Annotated in this window: 16 protein-coding genes and 2 pseudogenes; 8 read left to right on the plus strand and 10 right to left on the minus strand. The window is 48.7% G+C overall.

The features are described from left to right. The first annotated feature begins 347 nt into the window (after nucleotides 1–347). The 4 genes from HGT71_RS04360 (at nucleotide 348) to HGT71_RS04375 (ending at nucleotide 4391) form a co-directional block, all read left to right on the plus strand. Entirely contained in the window at nucleotides 348–1433 is a 1086-nt protein-coding gene (locus HGT71_RS04360) for a glycosyltransferase family 4 protein (protein WP_214216755.1), read from the plus strand. 7 nt (nucleotides 1434–1440) lie between these two features. After that, a complete protein-coding gene (locus HGT71_RS04365; RefSeq protein ID WP_241595184.1) occupies nucleotides 1441–2349 on the plus strand; it encodes a glucosamine inositolphosphorylceramide transferase family protein in 909 nt (302 codons plus the stop codon). Between the two features lie 155 nt (nucleotides 2350–2504). Further along, nucleotides 2505–3062 (plus strand): NADPH-dependent FMN reductase, encoded by a 558-nt coding sequence (ssuE, locus tag HGT71_RS04370; protein WP_214216756.1) that lies wholly within the window; start codon nucleotides 2505–2507, stop codon nucleotides 3060–3062. A 144-nt stretch (nucleotides 3063–3206) separates the two neighbouring features. Continuing rightward, complete coding sequence (locus HGT71_RS04375; RefSeq protein WP_214216757.1) at nucleotides 3207–4391, plus strand: multidrug effflux MFS transporter; 1185 nt, start codon at nucleotides 3207–3209, stop codon at nucleotides 4389–4391. A gap of 37 nt (nucleotides 4392–4428) precedes the next feature. Here the strand turns inward: HGT71_RS04375 and HGT71_RS04380 are convergent. Further along, nucleotides 4429–5955: pseudogene (locus HGT71_RS04380) on the minus strand (efflux RND transporter permease subunit); the annotation flags it as partial. Here HGT71_RS04380 and HGT71_RS04385 point away from each other — a divergent pair. After that, a pseudogene (locus HGT71_RS04385) lies at nucleotides 5946–6571 on the plus strand (LysR substrate-binding domain-containing protein); the annotation flags it as partial. The pseudogenes HGT71_RS04380 and HGT71_RS04385 overlap by 10 nt on opposite strands. An 11-nt stretch (nucleotides 6572–6582) precedes the next feature. Here HGT71_RS04385 and xylB read toward each other — a convergent pair. The 3 genes from xylB to HGT71_RS04400 are packed head-to-tail and all read right to left on the minus strand — an operon-like array spanning nucleotide 6583 to nucleotide 11830. Continuing rightward, nucleotides 6583–8037, minus strand: coding sequence for a xylulokinase (gene xylB, locus HGT71_RS04390; protein ID WP_214216758.1), 1455 nt, complete (start codon nucleotides 8035–8037; stop codon nucleotides 6583–6585). Nucleotides 8038–8092: 55 nt separating this feature from the next. Then, nucleotides 8093–9022: an FAD:protein FMN transferase gene (locus HGT71_RS04395; RefSeq protein WP_214216759.1), complete on the minus strand. Its 930-nt coding sequence runs from the start codon at nucleotides 9020–9022 to the stop codon at nucleotides 8093–8095. Nucleotides 9023–9043: 21 nt separating this feature from the next. Next, nucleotides 9044–11830 carry a flavocytochrome c gene (locus HGT71_RS04400; RefSeq protein WP_214216760.1) on the minus strand — a complete coding sequence of 929 codons (2787 nt, stop codon included), beginning with the start codon at nucleotides 11828–11830 and terminating at the stop codon, nucleotides 9044–9046. A gap of 374 nt (nucleotides 11831–12204) precedes the next feature. Here HGT71_RS04400 and HGT71_RS04405 point away from each other — a divergent pair, with 374 nt between their 5' ends. Next, nucleotides 12205–13713 (plus strand): anion permease, encoded by a 1509-nt coding sequence (locus HGT71_RS04405; RefSeq protein WP_214216761.1) that lies wholly within the window; start codon nucleotides 12205–12207, stop codon nucleotides 13711–13713. Between the two features lie 64 nt (nucleotides 13714–13777). Here the strand turns inward: HGT71_RS04405 and HGT71_RS04410 are convergent, their stop codons facing one another. From HGT71_RS04410 to HGT71_RS04430, 5 genes are all read right to left on the minus strand, one after another. Next, nucleotides 13778–15172, minus strand: a complete 1395-nt coding sequence (locus HGT71_RS04410; protein WP_214216762.1) for a glycoside hydrolase family 1 protein — start codon at nucleotides 15170–15172, stop codon at nucleotides 13778–13780. A 15-nt stretch (nucleotides 15173–15187) separates the two neighbouring features. Beyond that, the gene (gene bglF, locus HGT71_RS04415; protein WP_214216763.1) at nucleotides 15188–17116 is read right to left on the minus strand and encodes a PTS beta-glucoside transporter subunit IIABC; all 1929 of its coding nucleotides are present in this window, start codon (nucleotides 17114–17116) and stop codon (nucleotides 15188–15190) included. Nucleotides 17117–17235: 119 nt separating this feature from the next. Beyond that, complete coding sequence (gene licT / locus HGT71_RS04420) at nucleotides 17236–18069, minus strand: BglG family transcription antiterminator LicT (protein WP_214216764.1); 834 nt, start codon at nucleotides 18067–18069, stop codon at nucleotides 17236–17238. A gap of 118 nt (nucleotides 18070–18187) precedes the next feature. Continuing rightward, on the minus strand, nucleotides 18188–18736 hold the full coding sequence (locus HGT71_RS04425) for a GNAT family N-acetyltransferase (RefSeq protein ID WP_214216765.1): 549 nt from the start codon (nucleotides 18734–18736) through the stop codon (nucleotides 18188–18190). 91 nt (nucleotides 18737–18827) lie between these two features. Continuing rightward, nucleotides 18828–19541 (minus strand): flagellar brake protein, encoded by a 714-nt coding sequence (locus tag HGT71_RS04430; protein WP_214216766.1) that lies wholly within the window; start codon nucleotides 19539–19541, stop codon nucleotides 18828–18830. A gap of 380 nt (nucleotides 19542–19921) precedes the next feature. On the opposite strand from HGT71_RS04430, the gene HGT71_RS04435 reads away from it, so the two are divergent. Then, nucleotides 19922–20776: a nucleoside-specific channel-forming protein Tsx gene (locus HGT71_RS04435; RefSeq protein ID WP_214216767.1), complete on the plus strand. Its 855-nt coding sequence runs from the start codon at nucleotides 19922–19924 to the stop codon at nucleotides 20774–20776. 180 nt (nucleotides 20777–20956) lie between these two features. Next, the gene (locus tag HGT71_RS04440) at nucleotides 20957–22336 is read left to right on the plus strand and encodes an MFS transporter (RefSeq protein ID WP_214216768.1); all 1380 of its coding nucleotides are present in this window, start codon (nucleotides 20957–20959) and stop codon (nucleotides 22334–22336) included. A gap of 49 nt (nucleotides 22337–22385) precedes the next feature. On the opposite strand, the gene HGT71_RS04445 is transcribed toward HGT71_RS04440, so the two are convergent. After that, on the minus strand, nucleotides 22386–23702 hold the full coding sequence (locus HGT71_RS04445; protein WP_214216769.1) for a c-type cytochrome: 1317 nt from the start codon (nucleotides 23700–23702) through the stop codon (nucleotides 22386–22388). Between the last annotated feature and the right edge of the window lie 3 nt (nucleotides 23703–23705).

Below are 23705 nucleotides of genomic sequence, written 5' to 3' on the forward strand. Positions count from 1 at the left end.
AGGTACTCAGACTATGAGAAGTGACTATTTTGTTCGATACTGAAGAATTATTTTTTGATTAATAACATTAAAAATATAAAAACACCCGCTAATTATGGCATTGAATTTTCTAAAATGAGATCCTTAATACATAAAGCAATAAAAGCCTTGCCTTTATCAAGAAACCATTACAATTATTTGAGTCATCCACTGCCACGCTTTAACCGATAATGATGCTATGTATACACAAGGTTGAACTTTCCCCCAGCAAAATAGAGAAAATTGCAGATTATCAGTAAAAAGCTGATTTCCACGATAATCATGCTCGCTGACCCACTGCATAAAATTCTTTGAATGGGTGTTAGCTGATGAAAATTCATTATCTTGTAACAAGTTTAGAGACAGGTGGTGCGGAGTTTGCCATCCCCGATATTGTGACGACCTTAAAAAATCTCGGACACGAAGTCTCGATCATTGCTTGTGAACCCCGTGATAGCGGTGCCGTCCCGCGTCTTGTTGCGGCAGGATTAAGCTATCGGTTACTGGCATCCCGCCGCCGCTTGCTCCCGATTATCTTAGCTCGTTACCTTTCGATAGCGCATCGTGATCGGCCAGACATTATCTGGACCTCATTAAGTTTTGGTAATTTAGTCGGTCAGTATGCCGGTAAACTGTTAAACATTCCGGTTGTCAGTTTTAAACACAGTGCCAGCGTGCGCCGTTATACCTATCGTTTACGCCATAGTTCCGCCTTATGGATTGGCGACTCGCAAACTGTTGTGGATTATCTTCAACAACAGATGGGAATTTCAGCCGATAAAGTCATGGCATGGCCGCTATTTCAATATAACCAACACGCCCCTCAAGCGGGTTACTGGGATGGCGAATCTCGATTACAGATTGGTAGTGTGGGACGTCTACATGAAGTCAAATGTTATGCGGCGCTGATCGATGCATTGGGATCCTTTTTGGCCCGCTATCCCAATTTCCGCGATCGCTTACAACTGACGATTCTAGGTGATGGTCCAGAGCGGGAGCGGTTAGAGGATAAGATCATTGAATGGAATTTACAGGATATTGTCTTACTGCCGGGCTTTTCCGATCAGGTACACACCTTTTTGGCGGGGCTGCATCTTTACGTCCAGCCCTCTCGCTATGAAGGAATGTGCTTAGCCCTACATGAAGCAATGAATGTCGGTCTTCCTGTAATGGCTACACCCGTGGGTGAAATGCGTGACGCGGTACAAGCAGGTAAAACCGGTTTTGTTCTTGCAGGAGAACTGGATGCAGCCTTAGCCTCGGCACTGCAAGATATATTTGCCACCCCCAGTCTATTACAGGAGTATGGCGTACAAGCTCGTCACTATGTCGCCACAAAATTTAGCCATCAGCAGTTCGTTAGGGCGGCTGAGCAGATTGTGGCGAAACTCCCAGCCCATAAAACATTAGCCTAGATAGGATATGATGAGCCTATTACAGACCGAAATTTGGCGAATCGGCGTAATTAATGCGCCGATTCAAGATGTTGCGCGAGCCGCTTCACTGGAACATTTTCCCATTACCTGGATAGAGGCGGACAAGTCTCTCTGCTTCTTAGCCGATCCTTTTGGCCTATGGCGTGAAGGTAAACTGTATCTCTTTGCCGAAGCCTATGATTACCGTACCCAACGGGGTTATATCGAGGCCTTTATCTTAGATCAAAACTTTAGGGTTTTGGAGAAGCGGATGGTTCTTAAAGAGGATTGGCATCTCTCCTACCCTTATGTTTTTGAGGCAGAGGGTGAGATATGGATGCTACCGGAAGGCTATAAGTCGGGCCGTTTGACCCTTTATAAAGCGATTGAGTTTCCATGGCGTTGGCAAGCTGAACCGCGGTTTTCTTTCCCCGAAGCCGCGATTGATGCCACCCCATACTTCCATGATGGCCGTTGGTGGATGTTTTATACCCCTCCCGCTCCCAAAGCGGCGCGGACTAACACTTTAAAACTGGCAACGGCCAATCACCTTTTTGGCCCGTGGGACTCCGTCCCCATTCAAACACTTCGCGAAGATATCCATGGCGCGAGAATGGGGGGAACACCCTTTACCCTCGACGGTAACCTTGTTCTCCCCACGCAAGACTGTAGCCGCACTTATGGCGGCGCCTTACAGCTTCTGAGTTTGCCTGACTCGACCTTAGATCAGCCTTCGCTTTCCCAAACTAAGCGTATTGAAGCGCCACACCGCTATGCCCCTTTTCATGATGGCCTACATACTTTGGCGCAAGCCGGGCCAGTGACACTGGTTGATACCAAACGGACGATTATCGGCTCACCGCATCGCTTGGCCATTGAGCTTGCTCGCTGGCGACGACGAAGTAAAAAGCAATAAGCACTTCGTGTTATGCCACCCCTATTTTGGCGAATCGACCTGAGTAGTGGATGAGCTAACCCTATTTATCGATAACTATTGCTAATTTTTTTACTTCACACTGGCCGGAAAAATCGCCACACTGGTGATCTATCTCACATAAATAAGGCTAACTGATGCAAATTTTATTAATAGGGGGGAGCCCAGCCCAACGGTCACGGACTCAAATTCTATTAGACCATTCGGCAGATTGGTTACGCCATCGTGGCGCTCAGACCTTAACCTGGCGTGCGACCGATATTCCGGCTGAAGTCTTACTTCATGCCCAGTTCGCTCATCCCTCTATCGCTCAATTACGCGAGGATGTCGCGCAGGCCGATGGCATCATCATCGCCACTCCCGTCTATAAGGCCGCCTATACCGGGGTACTCAAGGCGATGATTGATCTTTTACCCGAACGCGGGTTCGAACATAAAGTGGTGCTTCCTTTGATGACGGCAGGCAGTGCTAATCACTTATTAGCACTCGACTTTAGCTTAAAGCCCCTCGTCGCCGCGTTGAAAGCCGAAGAGATTATCAGTGGCGTTTACGCCAGCGATCAACAAATTCACTATCCCGATGCTGACCACCCAGCCCGGATTGATGAAGACGTTAAACGCCGTTTACAAGATAACCTCGAAGCCTTTCACCAAGCCTTACAACGCCGTCCTTCACAACAGCAGGCGGTTGCTTAAGGGTCTCTTTTCCTTCTTAAGCCAGTGCTTAAGAAGGAAAATATTAATGAGCCCGATTCACAAGGTCTAGCATAGATTGATGAGTATTATTGCTGGGTAATCAGGTAAAGTAGCCTTCTACTCTTCACTGACAATCGGCGACTCATGACCACACCCTATCACCGTCCAGTCTCTACTCAGGGACTGCCTTTTATTCTTATCCTCAGCGCATTGATGGCCTTTACGTCGCTATCGGTGGATATTTATCTCCCCGCGATGCCAATGATGAGTGCGAGTCTGCATGGTAATACCGAGTTAACTATTACCGGTTTTTTGATTGGCTTTTGTTTAGCGCAATTAGTGTGGGGGCCGATAAGCGATCGGTATGGGCGTCGTTTACCCTTGATCATCGGGATAACACTCTTTGTAGTGGGATCCATCGGTTGTGCGCTGTCACATACCATCACGCAAATTGTTTTTTGGCGAGTTTTTCAAGCCCTCGGTGCCTGTACTGGCCCCATGCTGGCTCGTGCCATGATCCGTGATCTCTTCAGTCGTAGCCGTGCCGCGCAGATGCTCTCCACGCTGATCGTGGTGATGGCCATCGCTCCCATCGCTGGGCCGATTATTGGCGGCCAGATGATCCTCTTCACCAGCTGGCATATGATCTTTTGGTTATTAGCGATGATTGGTCTGGCAATGTTAGGGGCATTGTATTGGCTCCCTGAAACCTTACCCACAGAGCGACGGGTCCAAGCATCCTTACTGCAGGTGTTTCGTAATTACCGCGACTTACTGGGTCATCGTCAATTTATGCAATTTACCCTTGCACTGACTTATTATTATGTCGCCGCCTATACTTTCATCACCGCTTCTCCCTTTGTTTACATTAATTATTTTCATGTCTCTCCCCAACACTTTGGCTACTTTTTCGCGGTGAATATCCTTGGTGTGATGGGCATGAGTATTATTAATCGGCGCTTAGTGCATCGCTTCGCCTTAGAGCGATTATTAAAAATAGCCGTCAGTTTATCGGCCTGTGCGATGGTGCTGTTAACGGTAACGACTTATCTGTCGGTGGGCGGCTTGGGCCTAATGATGGGGTTAATCTTTATTTTTTTCACTATGAACGGGGTTATCGCTTCGGTGACCACTGCGGCGGCACTGGATACCGTGCCACAAGTGACTGGCGCGGCGTCAGCGCTTATTGGCTCATTGCAATATGGCAGCGGTATTCTTTCATCCGCCTTATTAGCGGTTTTCAATAGCGGGACCCCGCTAACGATGACCTTGATGATGGCCGGCTTTACGCTGGCCAGTTTTATGATCAGTTATTTTGCGAAAGAATAACGCCAATGCCGGGCTGCTCCGCAGCCCAGCATAACAACTACTCCTCATCGTCCTCTTTAGGCCGCCCCGGAAAACGTCGACGGATCACTACGAAGAAGATCGGTACAAAATAGATGGTGAGTAAGGTTGCTGCCACCATTCCCCCTATCACGCCAGTCCCCACCGCATTTTGCGCGCCAGAACCTGCGCCAGAACCCAGCGCCAGCGGTAATACACCGAGAATAAAGGCCATGGATGTCATCAAGATAGGTCTTAACCGTATGCGTACCGCCGAGAGCGTCGCCTCGATCAGACCTTTACCCGCGAGTTCGATCTCATCCTTCGCAAACTCGACAATCAAGATGGCATTCTTAGCCGAGAGACCAATGGTCGTCAGTAGCCCTACGACAAAATAGACATCGTTGTTTAAACCGCGCAACGCGGTGGCAATTAACGCCCCTAATACGCCAAGGGGTACCACCATAATGACGGAGAAAGGGACTGACCAGCTTTCGTACAGTGCGGCCAAACAGAGGAAAACGACCAATAACGATATCGCATAAAGTGCAGGGGCTTGGTCACCCGCCAGGCGTTCTTGATAGGACATCCCGGTCCAATCAGAACCAATCCCCTCAGGCAGTTGATGGACTAATGATTCCATTAATGCCATCGCTTCACCCGAGCTTTTACCCGGCGCGGGCTGTCCTAATATCTCTATCGAAGAGAGACCGTTGTAACGTTCGAGCCGCGGTGAGCCATATTGCCAGTTAGCCGTCGCGAAGGAAGAAAATGGCACCATCTTACCGTTAGCAGCGCGGACAAACCACTGAGTCAGATCGTCGGGCATCATGCGATACGGGGCATCACTCATCACATAAACCTTCTTGACCCGCCCGTGATCCATAAAGTCATTAACATAGGTTCCGCCCCAAGCACTGCTTAAGGTCGTATTGATATCACTAAGATCTACGCCGAGCGCCGTCGCTTTCTCTTGGTCAACATTGACTTTGTATTGAGGGCTATCATCCATACCATTAGCCCGAACCGTGCTTAAGATATCTGGGTGTTGTTGGGCCAGTTGCAACAGTTTATTCCTCGCTGCCATCAGCTGGGTATGGCCCACCGCATCCTGATCAATCAGTTCAAAATCAAATCCGGTCGCATTCCCCAGCGCAATGATCGGCGGTAGATTAAAGGCCACCACATTCCCATCAATGATTTGGCTGAAGGCTTTATTCGCCCGTGCGACGATACTGTCGACGCTGCGTGCAGCCCCCTCGCGCACTGACCAATCTTACAATCCCACAAAGGCAATCCCAACATTTTGCCCGCGTCCAGCGAAACCAAAACCGTTAACGGTCAGGATATTTTCAACATTATCCTTCTCGTTATCTAGGTAGAAGTCATTAATCTGATCGAGGACCTTCTGCGTGCGCTCTTGCGTCGCGCCTGCAGGTAAAATTGCCTGCGTCGCCAATACCCCTTGGTCTTCAGAGGGTAGGAAAGATGATGGGAGATGCATAAATAAATAGGCACAGCCGCCGACCAATGCCGCATAGATAAGTAGATAGCGGCCGCATCGTCGGGAATCTTCGCATTACACTGGGTGAGCATGCCCTGCGCTCTACAGTATTACCCAAAGCTTTACCCTTCATTGCCGAATATCCCGAGGTCAATATTGAGTTTGTGACGGACAATAGTCTGACTAATATCGTCAGTGAACGCTTTGATGCCGGGGTTAGGCTCGGAGACCAAATCGAAAAAGATATGATTGCCGTTCGTATCGGCCCTGATTGGCGGATGGTCGCGGTGGCGGCACCGCACTATTTTGCCAAATGGGGCAAGCCCGACACGCCTTATGCCTTACAGCAGCATAACTGTATTAATATGCGCCTACCGACCTTGGGGGGCTCTATCATTGGGAATTTCTCGATCAAGGAAAAGAGGTCCGGGTACGGGTGGAGGGGCAATTGACCTTTAACAATCTGCCATCGCGAATTGATGCAGCGCTCGTTGGACTCGGAGTGATCTATGTACCAGAAGATAGCGTTGCAGAGCTGGTGGCTCAAGGTAAGCTAGAGTGCGTGCTTGAGGAGTGGAGTGCCTATTTTACCGGCTATCACCTCTACTACCCGAGCCGTAAACAGCATACGGCAGCCTTTTCAAAATTTATCGATGCCGTACGCTATCACCCGACTTGAGCTAGGTCGCCTTAGGTCTCACCACTCAGTTGACGGTACTTCTGCTGGAATAAACCTAAACGCTGTTGAAAGAATCGATGGCGTTCTGGCTGTGGGCGATACGTGGCGACAATCGGCGAAAGGGGAAAGTGTTCCGCCAAGCTTAACGCGGGGCTACAAGCCATTTTCGCCAAACGTGCAGCACCTAACGCGGGGCCGACATCCCCATTCTGTCGATAATCAAGACATTGCCCCATCACATCTGCCAACAGCTGACGCCAAAACTCACTTTTTGCGCCACCGCCAATCAATGTCACCGAGGTGGGGACGACGCCACTCTGATGTAAAGCCGCCATCCCTTCCGCCAGTCCTAGACTCACCCCTTCAACTACCGAAAATGCCAGTTCCGCAGGGCCATGCTGAGCGGTTAAACCGGTAAAACTCCCTGTCGCGTAAGGATCATTGTGCGGCGTACGTTCGCCAGCTAAATAGGGCAGAAAAATGGGAGAGCGGTCTTCTACCTTCGCATGTTGGGCCAGCTGTAGAAAATCACTCACCGAGGCTTGCCCAGTGATTTTAGCCCCCCAATCGAGACAAGACGCCGCACTAAGCATTACCGACATAAGATGCCAGGTTTCAGGTAACGCATGGCAAAAGCTATGAACGGCTTGGCGACTATTGGCATAGAAACCGTCGCTGACTGCAAAATAAACCCCTGAGGTTCCCAATGAGAGCATCGCTTGGCCTGACTGCCATACCCCCACACCCAATGCCCCTGCCGCATTATCGCCTCCGCCTGCCACGATAGGCACAGCTGAAGAGAACCCCCATCGTTGCTGGTGTTCTTCTAGTAAGTGTCCACTTACTTCAGGGCCTTCTAGAAGTGGGGGGACTTGTTGCAGTGTTAATCCACACGCCTCAAGTAATGTCTCATCCCACTGACGCGTCGCAACATTTAGCCAAAGGGTTCCTGAGGCATCAGACATGTCAGTGGCATAACAGCCGGAAAGTTTCCAACGTAAGTAATCTTTCGGTAATAAAACTTGGGCGATCTGACTAAAAATAGCCGGTTCATGTTCAGCCACCCAAAGGAGTTTTGGGGCAGTCATGCCAGTCATCAGCTGATTACCCGTAATTCGCTCAATAGAAGGAGCTCGCTGATTAAGCCGTACGCACTGTGGCGCACAGCGACCATCGTTCCACAATATTGCTGGCCGCAGAGGCTGGCCATCGCTATCGACTAACACTGCCCCATGCATCTGCCCTGTCACGCCTATTGCCTTGACGGCCTGCAGTGATGTGCGCTCGGCGAGCTGGTCAAGTGCTTGCTCGGTCGCTTGCCACCACTGTGCTGGCGCTTGTTCCGACCAGAGCGGGTGAGGATGGTCGCAGGTTAATGAGATAGATTGGCTCTCTTGTACCCTAAACTGTTCATCCATCAATACCACTTTAACGCCAGAGGTTCCTAAATCGATACCAAGATACATGGGCCATTCTCCTGATTAAGGCAGCCTTCACCCTAAGCATTATCGATAAAGAATTCTACTGATTTACATCGAGAACGTGACATTGGAAGTGCTGCTGTGAGGAACATATAACCTGGTTATGGCGCGTGATCATCACCGCCTCAAGTTCTGGATGGTGAGCAAGCCATGCGAGGCTCTGTTCAACGCCCATGCCGTACAATAATGTGCTGTAAAGGTCACCGATCAACGAAGACTCACTGATCACCGTCACGCTCAGTAAGTCGTTATCCAAAGGATATCCTGTCCGACTATCAAGAATATGGTGATAGCAGCGCTGTTGATGGAGGAAGTATCGCTCGTAAATTCCTGAGGTCACCACCGATCGCCCACTTATCGCTAGGCGGGCACTTAATGTCTGTGAGTCGCCAAAAGGCTTGCGTAATCCAATCTGCCAAGGATGATCTTCGGGGCATGAGAGGGTATGTATGTTCCCGCCTAAATTGATTAACGCGTAAGGCTCTTGCTGATCCTGTAAATATTGGCAGACTTTATCGGCAATATAGCCTTTAGCAATAGCCCCGAGATCAATCTCCATCCCCGGTTTTCGCAGAAAGAGGGATCGGGTATCGGGATCCAGCTCAATATCTTGTGGATCGATCAAGGCTAACGCCTTATCGATCTGATCACTAGGCGGAGGACACTGCCCATTAAAGCCAATACGCCACGTTTTAACTAACGGGCCAATCGCCAAATTGAACAGGCTACCCGGCAACAGGCTGACTTCACGCGCGAGGGAAACCAGCTGGAAAAGCGCATTGGGTACAACAACGGGATGCTGACCGGCGGCGCGGTTTACCCTCATTAACAACGAATCGGCTCTATTAACCGTTAACAGTGCCTCTTGCTCAGCGATCAACTGAAACACTTCACGAGCACGCTGTGGATTGTCTTGGGAGAGCGATACGCTAATCGGCGACCCCATCATTACCGCCTGATAATCTGCCATACCGCCTCCCTTATTACGACGTTAAACCGTTTTAACCCACTTCGCCGCTTGTTCACCGGCTAAGAGTCCAAAGATAATGATATCCGCCACCGCATTACCGCCGATACGATTAGCGCCATGAATGCCACCGACGACTTCCCCTGCCGCCCAGATACCCGCTAACGGGTGATTATGGGTATCCAACACCTGTGCTTGAGTCGAGATGGCGATACCGCCCATAGTATGGTGAACACCGGGCGCTATCTTAATCGCGTAAAAAGGCCCCTTATCCAACGGATGTCGTAGTGCCGTCGTGCGACCAAATAGCGGATCTTGCTGCTGACGAACCCCTTGATTAAATGTGTCTAGCGTCTGTGCCAGCACGCTGGGATCCATGCCGATCTGTGTCGCGAGATCGTCGACGCTCTCACCTTGGACCACAAAACCTTTCGCAAGATATTCCTCAGCCGCTTTATTTTGGGATCTCACTTGCTCATCAAAAACGATCCACGCACTTTTCTCTGCTAAGCCAATGATCTGCGCAGACACCTTGTCACGGGTTTCCATTTCATTACAGAAACGAACGCCCGCTTGGGAGACGAGTATCGCCCCACCGCCACGAATCGATTCAGAAATAAGATAGGCACTTTTTTGCTCAACGGTAGGGTGAATTTGAATTTCCGCCATATCGACTGTCGCCGCACCAAGGTTTTGTAATAAGGTAATTCCACTGCCCGTTGCGCCTTTATGGTTCGTGGTGACAAATCCTGTTAATTCAGGACGATAATGCTCAACCATCTTAGTATTAGCACTAAACCCGCCGGTGGCGACGATAACCGCTTTAGTGTGTAAGATACGGCTTTCACCGTATTCATCGATAACCTTCACCCCAGAAACTTTCCCTTGGTGATACTCAATATTATCGGCCTTAGTGTCGAGCAGGACTTCAATATGACGCTGGGTAAGATTTTTCACTAACCCACTTATTAAAAATCCCCCCACAGCAGAACGATCGGCAGGACGGTGAGTTCGGTCAATACTCATTCCGCCAGTGATCGTAATATCGCTTAACACGATCTCCTGTTTGGCCAACCAATCTATGGCATCCGGTGCCCTTTCCACAAATTGCTGCAACAAATCGGGATTGTTTTTAAATTTCCCGCCCTTCAACGTTTCTTCATAGAAGCAGGCTTTGCTGTCTTGAATCCCTTTTTCTCGTTGATAGAGGGTTTGCGCCGCATTCATTCCAACGGAAGCTTTGAGGGTATTTCCCCCGATTGTCGGCATACGCTCAACCACGACGACTTTGGCCCCCAGATCGTGGGCATTGATGGCGGCAGCTAATCCCGCACCACCGCTACCAATCACAATGACGTCATAGTGTTCTAAACTGGCTGGATCGACCCCACTATCTTCTGCCCAGTGTTTGGTGGAGGTCGAGAGCGCGCGTGAGACGGCTTTTTTGAGTGCCTCGCTTTGCGTCGTTGCCCCGGCAATTGCATCAACATAAGGGCTGTTCGCCACTAACATCCGGCTGCGTAATTGTTCAAAAGTCTGCGTAAAGTCGACATCCAGACTACTGTCCGGCTGTAAGCGAATATCGGTGATCCGATCGGTATCGAGTTGAACATCAATGATCAGCTTAAGCGCTTCCGCTTCCACTTTTTCATGGTAGACCCCGGCTTTAAACTTCTTACCCACATTTTGGACATCGCGGATCATGGCATCGACCAAGGAGAAGTACCACAGTGGTTCCGGTATAGACAGTGCTTCGCGTTGCGTACTCTCCATCTCCAGCGTTAAGCTCTCACCAGAATGCAGACGCTGCCACCAATCCGGATAAACAATACAGGCCTTACCTACCGCTAGCAGGTCGTAGCCCGCAGCCAGGGCTTGATCGACATCCGATCGATTAACAATCCCCCCTACGCCGATCACTGGGACTTTTGCTAGGCTTGAGGAGGGGGAAAGTGCTTGCCGATAGCGGGTAATGAGTGACGTGTGATCCGCCAGATCAACAATCGATGATCGCGACCAATGTCCTACCGAAAAATGTACGTAATCTAGCCCGCGTTGCGCGAGTTGCTCAAGCAGATAGAGGCTATCTTTAAAAGTAATCCCCGGTTTTTCCAACTCTTCAGGTGAAAAGCGATAACCGATAATAAAATCGTTAGTTTCAGCGCGATCGACCATCTGGTGGGCAATATCCAAGACGGCTAACGGAAAACGACTGCGTTTTTCGCGATCGCCTCCCCAATGATCCTGACGCCGATTTGAATGCGGGGAAAAAAATTGCTGGATCAAATAGGTGTTTGCTCCGTGAATTTCCACCCCATCAAACCCAGCTTTGATCGCCCGATTTACCGCATCACCGAATTTAGTGATCAGTACGTCAATCTCTTGGCTGCTCAGTTCACGCGGCGTTGTTGCCCCTTCACGAGCCGCCGCGACAGCACTCGGGGCAACCGGTGTTTTACCACCGATCAACTCAGGCTCTACCATCCGCCCACCGTGGTAGATCTGTAAGATCGCGAGCGCGCCCTGTTGTTTGATCGCGTTCGCAATACGGGCCAGCCCTGGAATTTTTTTGTCGCTATCAATCCCTAAGGCACCTGGAAAAGCTGGTCCCAGTGGCGCGATAAAGCAGCACTCGACAATCACGGCACCTAGCCCTTGTGCGCGCTTACCGTAGTACTCGACTAAGTCTTGCGGAACACTTCCATCGTAAAACCCACTACAGGTTGTCATAGGGGCCATTAGAAGTCTGTTTTTGATGGTTCGACCTTTTGGGAAACACAATGCGGTATTCAAGACGTTATTAAGATCCATTCGCGCTCCAGAGGCTATCGTTACATGGCTAGAGAGAGTTATTTCCCCCACTATAAGCCGATGCGATTTCCCTCCCCCTTCGTCTAGATCAAAGAACGGTGACAAATTAATAAATGAATACGTATTGGAAATAAGTTAACTACAAATTTAAACACCCCTTAACAAATATTTAACTATATGATTTTTAAATCATTTATATAAACTCACGCCAAATTTGTTTAGGATCAAAAAATTAATAAACTTAATGCGAGCTTGAAAGGCACTCTTTTATCTTTTGATAGAAATCAACACCTCACTGAGTAAAAAATCGATGATGGTGAAGATAAATTCGACTGCATTCTCTCCTCCATCGATCGATTACTGAGTGATTATTCATGATTAAGGACAGTGAACAAAACGTTTCTCCTGCACCGCCCCCCACATCAGGGCGAGCAAAAAAAGCCATTATTTTTCTTCTCCCCGCCTTGATAGCATTACTATTATTAGTCACCCCTGTACCAGAAGGCTTATCCCCTCACGCTTGGCACTTTTTTGCTATCTTCGCTGCGGTGATCGTTGGCTTGATTTTTGAGCCTTTACCCGGCGCAGTGATTGGCCTGACGGGGATCGTTGTGGTCGCGATCTTCAATCAGTGGTTATTATTCAGCCCTGAACAACTGGCGGATCCGCAATTTAAGACCGCCAATCAAGCCTTTAAATGGGCGGTAAGCGGCTTCAGTAACTCGACGGTCTGGTTAATTTTCGGCGCATTTATGTTTGCTGCAGGCTATGACAAAACGAATTTAGGTCGACGCCTAGCCTTGATTTTAGTGAAGTTTCTTGGCCGCAGGAGCTTAACCCTAGGCTATGCTATTACCTTCGCCGATCTATTATTAGCGCCGTTCACCCCCTCGAACACGGCACGCAGTGGTGGGACGATTTATCCCATTATCGCCAATCTCCCCCCACTTTATGGCTCGAAACCTAATGACCCAAGCGCCCGTAAGATTGGCTCTTATTTAATGTGGGTCGCCATCACCGCAGCCTGTATTACCAGCTCAATGTTTTTGTCTGCGCTGGCCCCCAATCTGCTCGCTTTAGCACTGGTTAAAAGTGTGGTAGGCATTGATATTACGTGGGGGAGATGGTTTTTAGCATTCCTTCCTGTCGGGATTTTACTGATTGTCACCATGCCGCTGTTGGCTTATTGGCTCTATCCTCCCGAAGTCAAAGTTAATGAGGAAGTGCCGAAATGGGCAGCCAGTGAGCTTAAGAAACTCGGTAAGATGTCACGCAATGAAATTTTACTACTGTGCTTTGTTTGCTGTGCGTTGCTGATGTGGATCTTTGCAGCGGCGTGGATTGAACCGGCGATGGCGGCTTTACTGGTTGTGGTGTTGATGTTGTGGACCGGCGTGCTGTCTTGGAACGATATCACCAGTAATAAGCCTGCGTGGAATACCTTTGCGTGGTTCGCCACATTAGTCGCTTTGGCGGATGGTTTAGCCAGAGTCGGCTTTATTCGCTGGTTGGGTCAAGAGGCAGGACTACTGTTAACCGGGATTAGCCCAACGGTTGCCACCGTGATGCTCTTTTTAGCGTTCTACTTACTCCATTATCTCTTTGCCAGCTCAACGGCGCATACCACGGCATTACTCCCCGCTATTCTGACTATTGGGGCAGCGATTCCGGGTATTGATATGCCGATTTTCTGTTTATTACTCGTGACCTCTCTAGGCATTATGGGGATCATTACACCTTATGGTACCGGACCGAGTCCTATTTATTATGGGAGCGGTTATTTACCTACCAAAGACTATTGGCGGCTAGGTTCAATCTTCGGTGTTATTTTCTTACTCGCCTTACTGTTTATTGGCTACCCTTGGATGAAGATGATTTTCTAAAGACTACAGATCAACTGGCCATCCCCCTAAAAAAAGAGGCATCCTTGGATGCCTCTTTCCTGTTTTACGCTTTCAAACTTGCGCCATGAGTACGAATAACGTCTTGATACCAGTAAAAACTTTTCTTCTTGGTTCTTGCTAAGGTGCCCGACCCATCATCTTGACGGTCCACATAAATAAAGCCATAGCGTTTACCAATCTCGGCTTTTGAGGCACTGATAAGATCAATCGGTCCCCATGAGGTATAGCCCAGTACCTCGACGCCATCTTCTATCGCTTCGCGTACTTGGACAAGATGGTCATTCATATAACTAATGCGATAATCATCTTGGATTTGCCCGTTCTCATCAGGATGATCTTTAGCACCAAATCCATTTTCCACGATAAACAGAGGCTTTTGATAACGATCCCATAACTCATTGAGTAAGGTGCGTAATCCTACCGGATCGATCTGCCATCCCCATTCAGACGCTTGTAGATGCGGATTCGGCACCATATTAAGAATATTGCTACGAATTTTCTTATTCAACGCTTTATCGGCGGTGACACACCCCGTCATATAATAACTGAATGAGATAAAATCGACGGTTTGCTTGAGAATATGTTTATCCTCTTCCGTAATAACGACATCAATGCCTTTGTCACGGAAGTAGCGCAGCATATAGCCGGGGTACGCGCCTCGACATTGCACGTCGCCAAAGAACAGCCATTTACGGTTTTCTTGCAGGGTTTCAAAGACATCGTCTGGTTGGCAAGTCAGTGGATAGACCAGCCCACCGAGTAACATATTACCGATTTTCGCGTCCGGAATAAGCAGATGACAAGCGCGAACCACTAAGGCACTGGCCACTAACTGGTGATGAATAGCTTGGTAGACATCACTTTCACTACAGCCATTTTGTAACCCGACACCGGTCAGCGGCGCATGAAGAGACATATTGATTTCGTTGAAGGTCAGCCACCATTTTACTTTTTCAGCGTATCGTTTAAACACAACTTTGGCGTAACGCTCAAAAAAGGTGATCACTTCCCGATTTGACCAGCCACCATAGTGGGTAACGAGATGCCAAGGCATCTCATAGTGTGAAAGGGTAACCATCGCTTTAATACCCTGTTTTGCCAGCTCGTCGAATAATTTATCGTAATAAGCCAGACCGGCTTCACAGGGCGTTAACTCGTCACCTTTTGGAAAAATACGTGTCCAAGCAATCGACACACGCAGTATGCCAAATCCCATTTCGCTAAATAGCGCGATATCCTCTGGGTAACGATGATAGAAATCGATAGCGATATCTTTCAGGCTAAAAGCGCCGCCTTTACGGTCGTTCACTTCGCCAAAGATCCCTGTCGGCTGTACATCTGACGTTGAGAGCCCTTTCCCTTCTTCTTGCCAAGCTCCTTCTACTTGATTAGCCGCCACGGCTCCACCCCACAGAAAATCGGTTGGAAACTGTTTCATTGTCATCTCCTTAACTTAGGCTGTAATAATTAATAAAGGCTGTTGCTCGGTCACTTCGTTGTCTGCTACACACTCCACGGCACTAAAATCATCACTGTTGGTGACCAAAATCGGGGTGACCAATGACAGTCCAGCATCCGTAATGGCTTGGCAGTCAAAGGTTAAGAGTAAATCTCCCTCGGTAATCTGGTCGCCTTCTGCCACATGCAGGGTAAACGGCTCACCTGCCAATTTGACGGTATCAATACCGACATGAATCAATACCTCAACACCCTGCTCACTGCGCAAGCCCAAAGCATGTTTCGTGATGAAAATCGACTCAACCGTGCCAGAAAAAGGCGCGTGGACTTCTCCCTTAGTCGGCAAAATTGCCATACCCTGTCCCAGTAGTCCTCCGGCGAAGGTCGGGTCGGGAATATCGGCCATCGCGATAACTTGCCCAGTCATTGGGCTAAGCAGTATGAGGGGGTTTTCTAAAGGCGAGTTGTGGGAAGGCAGTGATGGCTCGACCGTCGGCATCGCATGGGTTGCTGGCATATTGGCCACGGGTGCAGTATCAGTAAGCTGAGTACGACGTCCCCAAAAATAGGTCCCCAGGCAGCCGACAAGTACCGCAACAGCGTTACCGATGAAGGCCCCCCATACTGTGCTATCAATCCCCGAAGGCGGAATAATTTGGATAAGCGTGAAAATATTGGCGAGACCAAAGGAGTAGGTATGGGTGCCGAAGAACCCAACAATCGCGCCCCCCAATGAACCCGCTATACACCCAATAACAAAAGGTCGACGCAGTGGTAACGTTAGCCCATAAATCGCCGGTTCCGTTACCCCAAAGATCCCGGCAGAGAAGGACGATCCGGCTAGCGCTTTTTGACGAGGATCTTTGCTGTAGAAGAAGATCCCTAGCACTGCGCCAATTTGGCCCATCACCGCAGGCAGAATCATCGGCATCATGGAATCTTGCCCGAAAACGACGAGGTTATTGAAGATCAGCGGCACAAGGCCCCAGTGCAGACCGAAAATCACGCAAATTTGCCACACTGCCCCCAACGCCGCGCCAGCTAACCAAGGTGCAAAGCGATAGATCACCTCATAGCCTTCCGCCAGTAAATGGCTCAACCCTGTCGCCAAAGGACCAATACCTAAAAAGGTGAGGGGCACAACTGTCGCCAAACAAATGACTGGAGTAAAAAAGCTTCGAACGGCCAAAGGCAGCAGGGGCCTGATACGCTTTTCAATTAAACAGCTTACCCACGACGCTAGAATAATCGGGATGACTGAGGAGCTGTAATTAATGAAGACGATCGGTATCCCAAAAAATGTTTCAGTAGACTGCCCCGCTTGGCTCGCTTCGAATGCTTTGATCATTAAAGGATGGGTGAGTGCCCCGCCGATAACCATCGTGATAAAGGGGCTACCGCCAAATTTTTGGCCTGCGGTGTACCCGATAAAGAGTGGGAAGAAGAAAAACAGTGCATCACTGGCCGCGTACCAGATTTGGTAGGTTCCGCCCTCAGTCGTCAATACTCCGCAGGCCACCGCCAACGCCAGCAGCCCTTTCATGATGCCAGAGGCGGCCATCACACCAATAAAGGGAGTAAAGATCCCTGATACAATATCGATTAAACGAGCCAGAATTGTCGACTGTGCAGCGGGCGTGACGGCGTTCTCCTCGGTCACTTCACTCGCTCCAATGCCATCATCCAAGATGACCTTGATGGCTTGATAGACGTCACCGACTTGGTTGCCAATGACAACCTGAAATTGTCCACCACTGTTCACCACAGCGATCACCTCGTCCAGACTTTTAAGCCGTTCAGTGTCGGCAACGGCTGGTTGCACGAGTTTAAAGCGTAAGCGGGTTGCGCAGTGAACGAGACTAGTAATATTCTCTTTCCCACCCACCCCTTCTATAATCTTTTCCGCGAGTGATTGATAATCCATTTTCCCTCCAGTAATCGGTGATAACCTTTAATTCCCTGTAAAAACAAAAAAACCCGGGACCCGCCTTGTTTAGACGAGACCCAGGTTTTGCCTACCGAAGTAGTAACAATCCTGTCAATTTACTGTGCTTCTTTACGTAACTTCTCTATGTGTAACGTCAAAAATAATAACTCTTCTGGCTGAATATGATGCTGATAATGCTGCGACAGATGTTTACCGACTAGCTCAGCCGCTGACCAGGCTAACGGGTACTGATTATGGACAGTTTCGGTTAATTCACTCTCTTCACTGTTAACCTGAGTATGGGCTAAACAACGCTGTGCAAAGAACTTTAAATGCGTAACAAATCGCTGATAACTAAAGCTTTTATCATCATAATCAATACTTAGGTGATATTTCACCAGATTTAACATTTCTTGTATTAGGCGGGTGACTTGGGTGACCTCTTGCATATCACCTTTCAGCTGAGCGGTGACAAAATGCAACGTGATAAAACCCGCTTCATCGAGCTGCAGTGTTACCCCTAACCGTCGCTCGATAATTTGTAACGCCACCACTGCCACTTGGTACTCGTTTGGATAAAGATGCTGAGTTTCCCATAACAGACGATTATGCAAAACGATACCATTACGTTTTCGTTCTAAAGCGCCGAAGCAGTGATCGGCCAACGAGATAAATAAGCTTTCTTGCAAAGGGCCTAATTGCTGGCGAGCATAGGTGACAATTCGATCACAGGTAAGGAGTACATTGAGAGGGATCTGTTGAATCAATTCGACAAAGTGGTCAAATAATGGATTATTCTGCCGCGCAAAGATCTTCTCAATTTTACTGTGATCGATGCTGTCGCCACAACGTTTCTGGAAGGCGATACCTCGACCCATAATAATCTGCTCATCCTTTGAGCCTTGTTGAACAACCACGACATTGTTGTTCAAGATTTTAACGATCTTCATCTCACCCCTTCACCCTATTTCAGGCAATTTGTCAGACTCGTCAGTCTGCCTCAAGATGCTTATCGGTAAAACGTGAGATAGATCGCCAGAAACCCCTCTTTTACGTCAATGTATTGTCTTAAGACAATAAAAAATCCGACCGCTGCAATGCATAGAGTAGATGCTCGGCTAAGGGATGTTCCGCAGGGATGTGAGGATGATTGAAGGTGCGCTGTCGAGTCATGTTTAGCCGCTGCATCAAACGTTCAGAACGCTGATTATGCACGGAAGTGAACGCCACAACTTGCTGTAAACTAAGATTTTCGAAGGCAAATTGTAACACTCGCTCGGCGGCTTCCGTCGCCAATCCTTGTGACCAAAAAGACGACGAGAAACGCCAGCCGATCTCAACACAAGGCGAAAAAGTGAATTTGTTCGGCTGCTCGTGCAGTCCGCAAAAACCAATAAACTGAGCAGTGGATTTTAGCTCAACCGCCCAGAAGCCCCAGCCTTTACGCTGGATGATAAGCCGAAAGGTTTTCGCTAGCTCATCGCTCTGTGTGGCGCTGAGCGGATTCATAAAAAAACGCATGACGTCTGGGTCTTGATTCATTTCCCGAAAAGGGATCAAATCGGAAGTCTGCCACTGCCGTAATCGCAAACGTTCTGTTTCAAGTTCCATTAACATCCCCCTTAACGTCGATCGTCTTCTAAGTGTAGAAAATGAATGAATTAAGGATAATTAATACCTTAAATTTCAGAAAATTCATACTACTGGCTTAACGTTTACGGTTGAAGTTCACCTCAAAGATGTAGGCAATCTTATTAAACGTCCGCTGTGTGATCAGCGACAAATTTAGGAAACGCATTGAGATGCGGTGAGTGAATTCGGGATGGTCCACTAAAGGCTCATCCAGAGGGGCTAGAGAGATCACCTCAACGTTAACCTTATATTCACCGTATTCGCCTAAGTTCAGGTCAACCTTCTTGAAAATTGTCCCTTGCTTAAAAGCAGGATCCGGGAGTCCACGGCTAAAAAGCCCTATCCCGCCAGTAGAGAAATTATCGACAAAGAAGCGGTGTAATTCCACATGGCCAGGGAGATGAATGGCAAGCGTGAATGCTTCTCTTAGGGGGACAGGAACACGTAAGTTGATTCGCCGCTGGATGTAGGAAAATGTCGGCACTAATTCGCCGAGCCATTGCTGCTGGCCCTGTTGCTCGGCAGTCACCACATTGGTGATACTAAAGATGATTTTAGCCTCGCTCCCTTCCGCCACCAATGTCAAAGGTGAAGCAAGCGGTCCGGGATTCTGTTGAGGAAGTAATCGAATACGGCTCCCTTCCATTCTTACCATTGAAAAGGTTTGCTTATCGTCATCCAAAGAGGCCAACACCAAGGTCTGTTGCTGCTTTTGAAATGTTCGCAATATTGACGCAAGTTCAAATCGGTCTTCGCGTAGTGAAGACGATTCAGATTCAGAATTCATCATAAATGGCATCCTTTAAAGCAAACATTCGGCCCAATGTGACGTAATTAAGCACTTATCTAAGAAAGGGGTTAGCGATCAACCGATTAATTGTTCAACTTTTTAAATATTAGCATGGCTTCACCCTACAATCGACGAGTATCCCTAATCGTCATAGGGCCACTGTATAATTATTCATCGCGTAGTAAAAAATTCACAAATAGTTCAATACTATACAGATAAAATGTGATCTCAATCACATTATAATTTTTTAATAGTGCCGCAATAACCTCTCTTTAAGGGTAAAATTCTTGCCGACAAACAGGGTATGCACTGTCTAACTGCCTGTTACGATCTTGTGGGACTCATTTTTCGCGTTTTACATCCTCGATGAGCAAATAATAATGAAATATAAATCACTGATAGCCGCCACAGTATTAGCCTCCACTGCGGCAACCTCTGCTTGGGCAGATGACTCCTCCGAATACCTCTCTGATTGGTGGCATCAAAGTGTCAACGTTGTCGGCAGCTACCACACCCGTTTTGGCCCTCATCCAAATAACGATATTTACTTAGAATATGAGGCCTTTGCACATAAAGATTGGTTCGATTTTTACGGTTACGTCGATGTCCCTAAGTTTTTTGGCGTGGGTAACGCAAACGATGTCGGAATTTGGGATAAGGGCAAAGGTTCGCCATTATTCATGGAGATCGAACCCCGTTTCTCAATCGATAAGCTGACCAATACTGACCTCAGCATCGGTCCTATCAAACAGTGGTACTTTGCCAATAACTATATCTACGATATGGGGCCTAACGATAAAAATCGTCAAAATACTTGGTATATGGGGTTAGGGACGGATATTGATACTGGGACTAAACTCTCACTGTCCTTAAACGTCTATGCGAAGTACCAGTGGGAAAACTATGGTGCGACCAATGAAGATAGCTGGGATGGTTACCGCTTCAAAGTGAAGTATATGTACCCGATTACCACCCTATGGGGCGGAAACTTAGCCTATATCGGTTTCACCAACTTCGACTGGGGCTCTGACCTCGGTAATAACAGCACCGTGCGGACGAAGAACTCCATCGCTTCCAGCCACATCTTGGCGCTCAGCTACGCGCATTGGCATTACTCTTTCGTCGCCCGTTATTTCCATAATGGCGGCCAATGGGAAGGCAGTGCAGACCTAGGTGGATCGCGGACGAACAATACTGGCTGGGGCTATTATCTCGTCGCGGGATACAGTTTCTAACTGTCGCCTCATACTGGACAGCCACCCTTTGAAGGGTGGCTTTTTTTTTAGCCTAATCCTGCACAAATTTCTGATCCTCCCTGTTAACTTGCATTATGCTGGATAAACTTGGGCGTTCGTCCCACAAAATAAAAATAGAAATATCCTCAATGCAAACAGAATGTGAATGGAAACCTGCTAATGACTGTTGATAATGCTCCCTCGCCGCCCGCCACTATTGCCGCACGGATTGATGCACTGCCCGCGACCCGTCCACTTTGGATCTTTATTAGCCTTTTGGCGCTCGGCGGTTTTTTTGAATTATTCGATCTCTTTGAAACCGGTTATATCAGTAGCGGACTGATCGCGGATCATATTTTTCATGTTGGCCAAGCCGGGCTATTAGGTATCTCGGATCAGGCTGCTTTTGCTTCCGTCACCTTTCTCGGCCTATTCGTTGGGGCTAGTCTACTCGCGCCATTCGCCGATCGTTATGGTCGACGGTTGACCTTTATTTTTGCTCTCGGCTGGTACGGCTTTTTCTCGCTTCTTATGGTATTTCAGCAAAGTAGCGAAGGTATTCTATTGTGCCGTTTTTTGGTTGGGATTGGTCTTGGCGTTGAGTTAGTGACGATCGATACCTATTTAGCAGAATGGACCCCTGCCCGCCTGCGAAGCAAAGCATTTGCCTTTGCTTTCTTTGTGCAGTTTTTATCAGTACCCGCCGTGGCACTGCTTTCGTGGTGGTTGATCCCTCAACAATGGCTTGGCTTAGCGGGCTGGCGCTGGGTAATTATTATTGGGGCGGTATGCTCACTGATTATTTGGCTGATCAGACGGCAACTGCCGGAATCACCACGCTGGCTGATGGAGAAAAATCAGGTACAAGCCGCCCACCGTATCATGATGGATATGGAAAAACGCTGCGGTGCACCGATCAATACCGACCAGCCTATTCCCTCTGCTCAGAGCAACGTCAACGGTCAGTTTCGTGATATTTGGTCGCCAACATGGCGGAAACGGACCCTGATGTTGATGGTGATGAACTTCTTTCAAGCCATCGGCTTTTTTGGCTTCGGTAACTGGTTACCCACTCTGCTGTCAGGCAAAGGGGCATCGCTGTCACACAGTTTAGGGTATGCGTTCTTTATCACTTTAGCCTATCCGTTAGGCTCACTGCTTTGCACACTCTATGCGAATCGGTTCGAAAACAAATGGCAGATTGTTGCGGCTTCATTAATGACAGTGGTGTGTGGAACAGGTTTCGCTTTTGCTCACCAGCCTTGGCTGATGATCGTTTGCGGTTTTCTTATCACCTATTCCAATGCTTGGTTAACCTATAGCTATCACGCTTATCAAACAGAGATCTTTCCTACCGCGATTCGTGCGCGCGCAGTCGGTTTTTGTTACTCCTTTAGTCGCCTCTCAACCGCCCTCAGTAGCGTACTGATTGGTATGATCCTGACATCAGTCGGCAGCAGCGCTGTCGTATTATTTATCGTATTCAGTATGGTAATGGTCGTGCTATCTGTCGCGATTTTCGGCCCGACCACCCGCGGTAAAGACCTCGAAGATATTTAAAAAAAACGCGGTAGCCCTGAGGGTTACCGCGTTATTCAGATAAAAACGATTACTGACGTTTTTCTAGGGTTTCTATGCTATGACTTCCCTGCTGGCCTTTAACATCGTCTTGTTTACGGATCTTCGCCACATCGCTGGCGGATACCGTTGATGATTGGGTATTCCCCCAACTACTGCGCACGAAGTTAACCAAGTCGGCGACCTGCTGATCATTCATCCGCCAGCCAAAAGCAGGCATGGTGATCGCAGTAGGCGCTCCGGCCACAGCGGGTAAACGTGCACCGGTTAAGATGATGTGAATCAGTGATGTAGGATCGTCGGCTAAGACAACCGGATTCCCTTTCAACTGCGGGAAGAAGCGCTTATAGCCCGTGCCATCTGTCTTATGGCAGGCTGCACAGCTGTCAACATACTCACTGGCACCCGCTTGCTGGTCATTTCCTTTCCACAGCGCTTTGGCAACCGTATCATCCGCAGTGAATGGCGTTTGATGGGGGTCTTGTGGAGCCAAGGTTTTCAGATACCGTGCAATAGCCGTGATATCGGCATCGGTCAGGTATTGTAAGCTATGCTCGACCACATCCGTCATGCCACCAAAGACGGCGGTTTGATCATTACGACCATAACGTAAGAACTGCTCCAGCTGTTGCTGGCTCCAACGACCGAGTCCGTCCCGATTATCGCCACGCAAGTTACTGGCGGTCCACCCATCAATCGGTGAGCTGCTGCCTGCTAGATACGTGGTGTTATCCTGTCCATTTAGCACTTTCTCTTGCATCGTGATACTACGCGGTGTGTGGCAAGCCCCACAGTGGGCTAACCCTTCAACCAAGTAACGCCCACGGTTGACACTTTCATCATCCTGAGTGGTCGGTTCAAAGGGCTTGACCTCTGGTGCAAACATTTTACGCCAGATCGCCAGTGGCCAGCGCATTGATAGAGGCCACGGGATATCGGTGGCTTTATTCGCTTGCTCGACGGCCGGAACGCCCTGCATAAAGTAAGCATACAGCGCATGCATATCTTCATCGCTGACCACCGCATAGGAGGGATAAGGCATAGCCGGATAAAGCGTATCACCGGTTTTCGCAATCCCCTGACGCACCGCCTTTTGGAAATCGTCGTAGCTGTAATCACCAATCCCCGTCTGCTTATCAGGGGTGATATTGGTACTGTAAATCGTACCGATCGGCGTTGCCATCGCGAGACCACCAGCAAAAGGTTTACCGCCCTTTGCAGTATGACAGGCCACACAGTCCCCTGCCCGCGCGAGGTACTCACCACGTTTAACCAGATCGCCCGACGTTTCGGCCAACGCACCAAAGGAGACCAACGTTAACACTAGGGTTAAAAAAGTCTTTTTCATTCG

This window comes from Rosenbergiella epipactidis (genome assembly GCF_018494055.1).
Lineage (GTDB): Bacteria > Pseudomonadota > Gammaproteobacteria > Enterobacterales > Enterobacteriaceae > Rosenbergiella > Rosenbergiella epipactidis.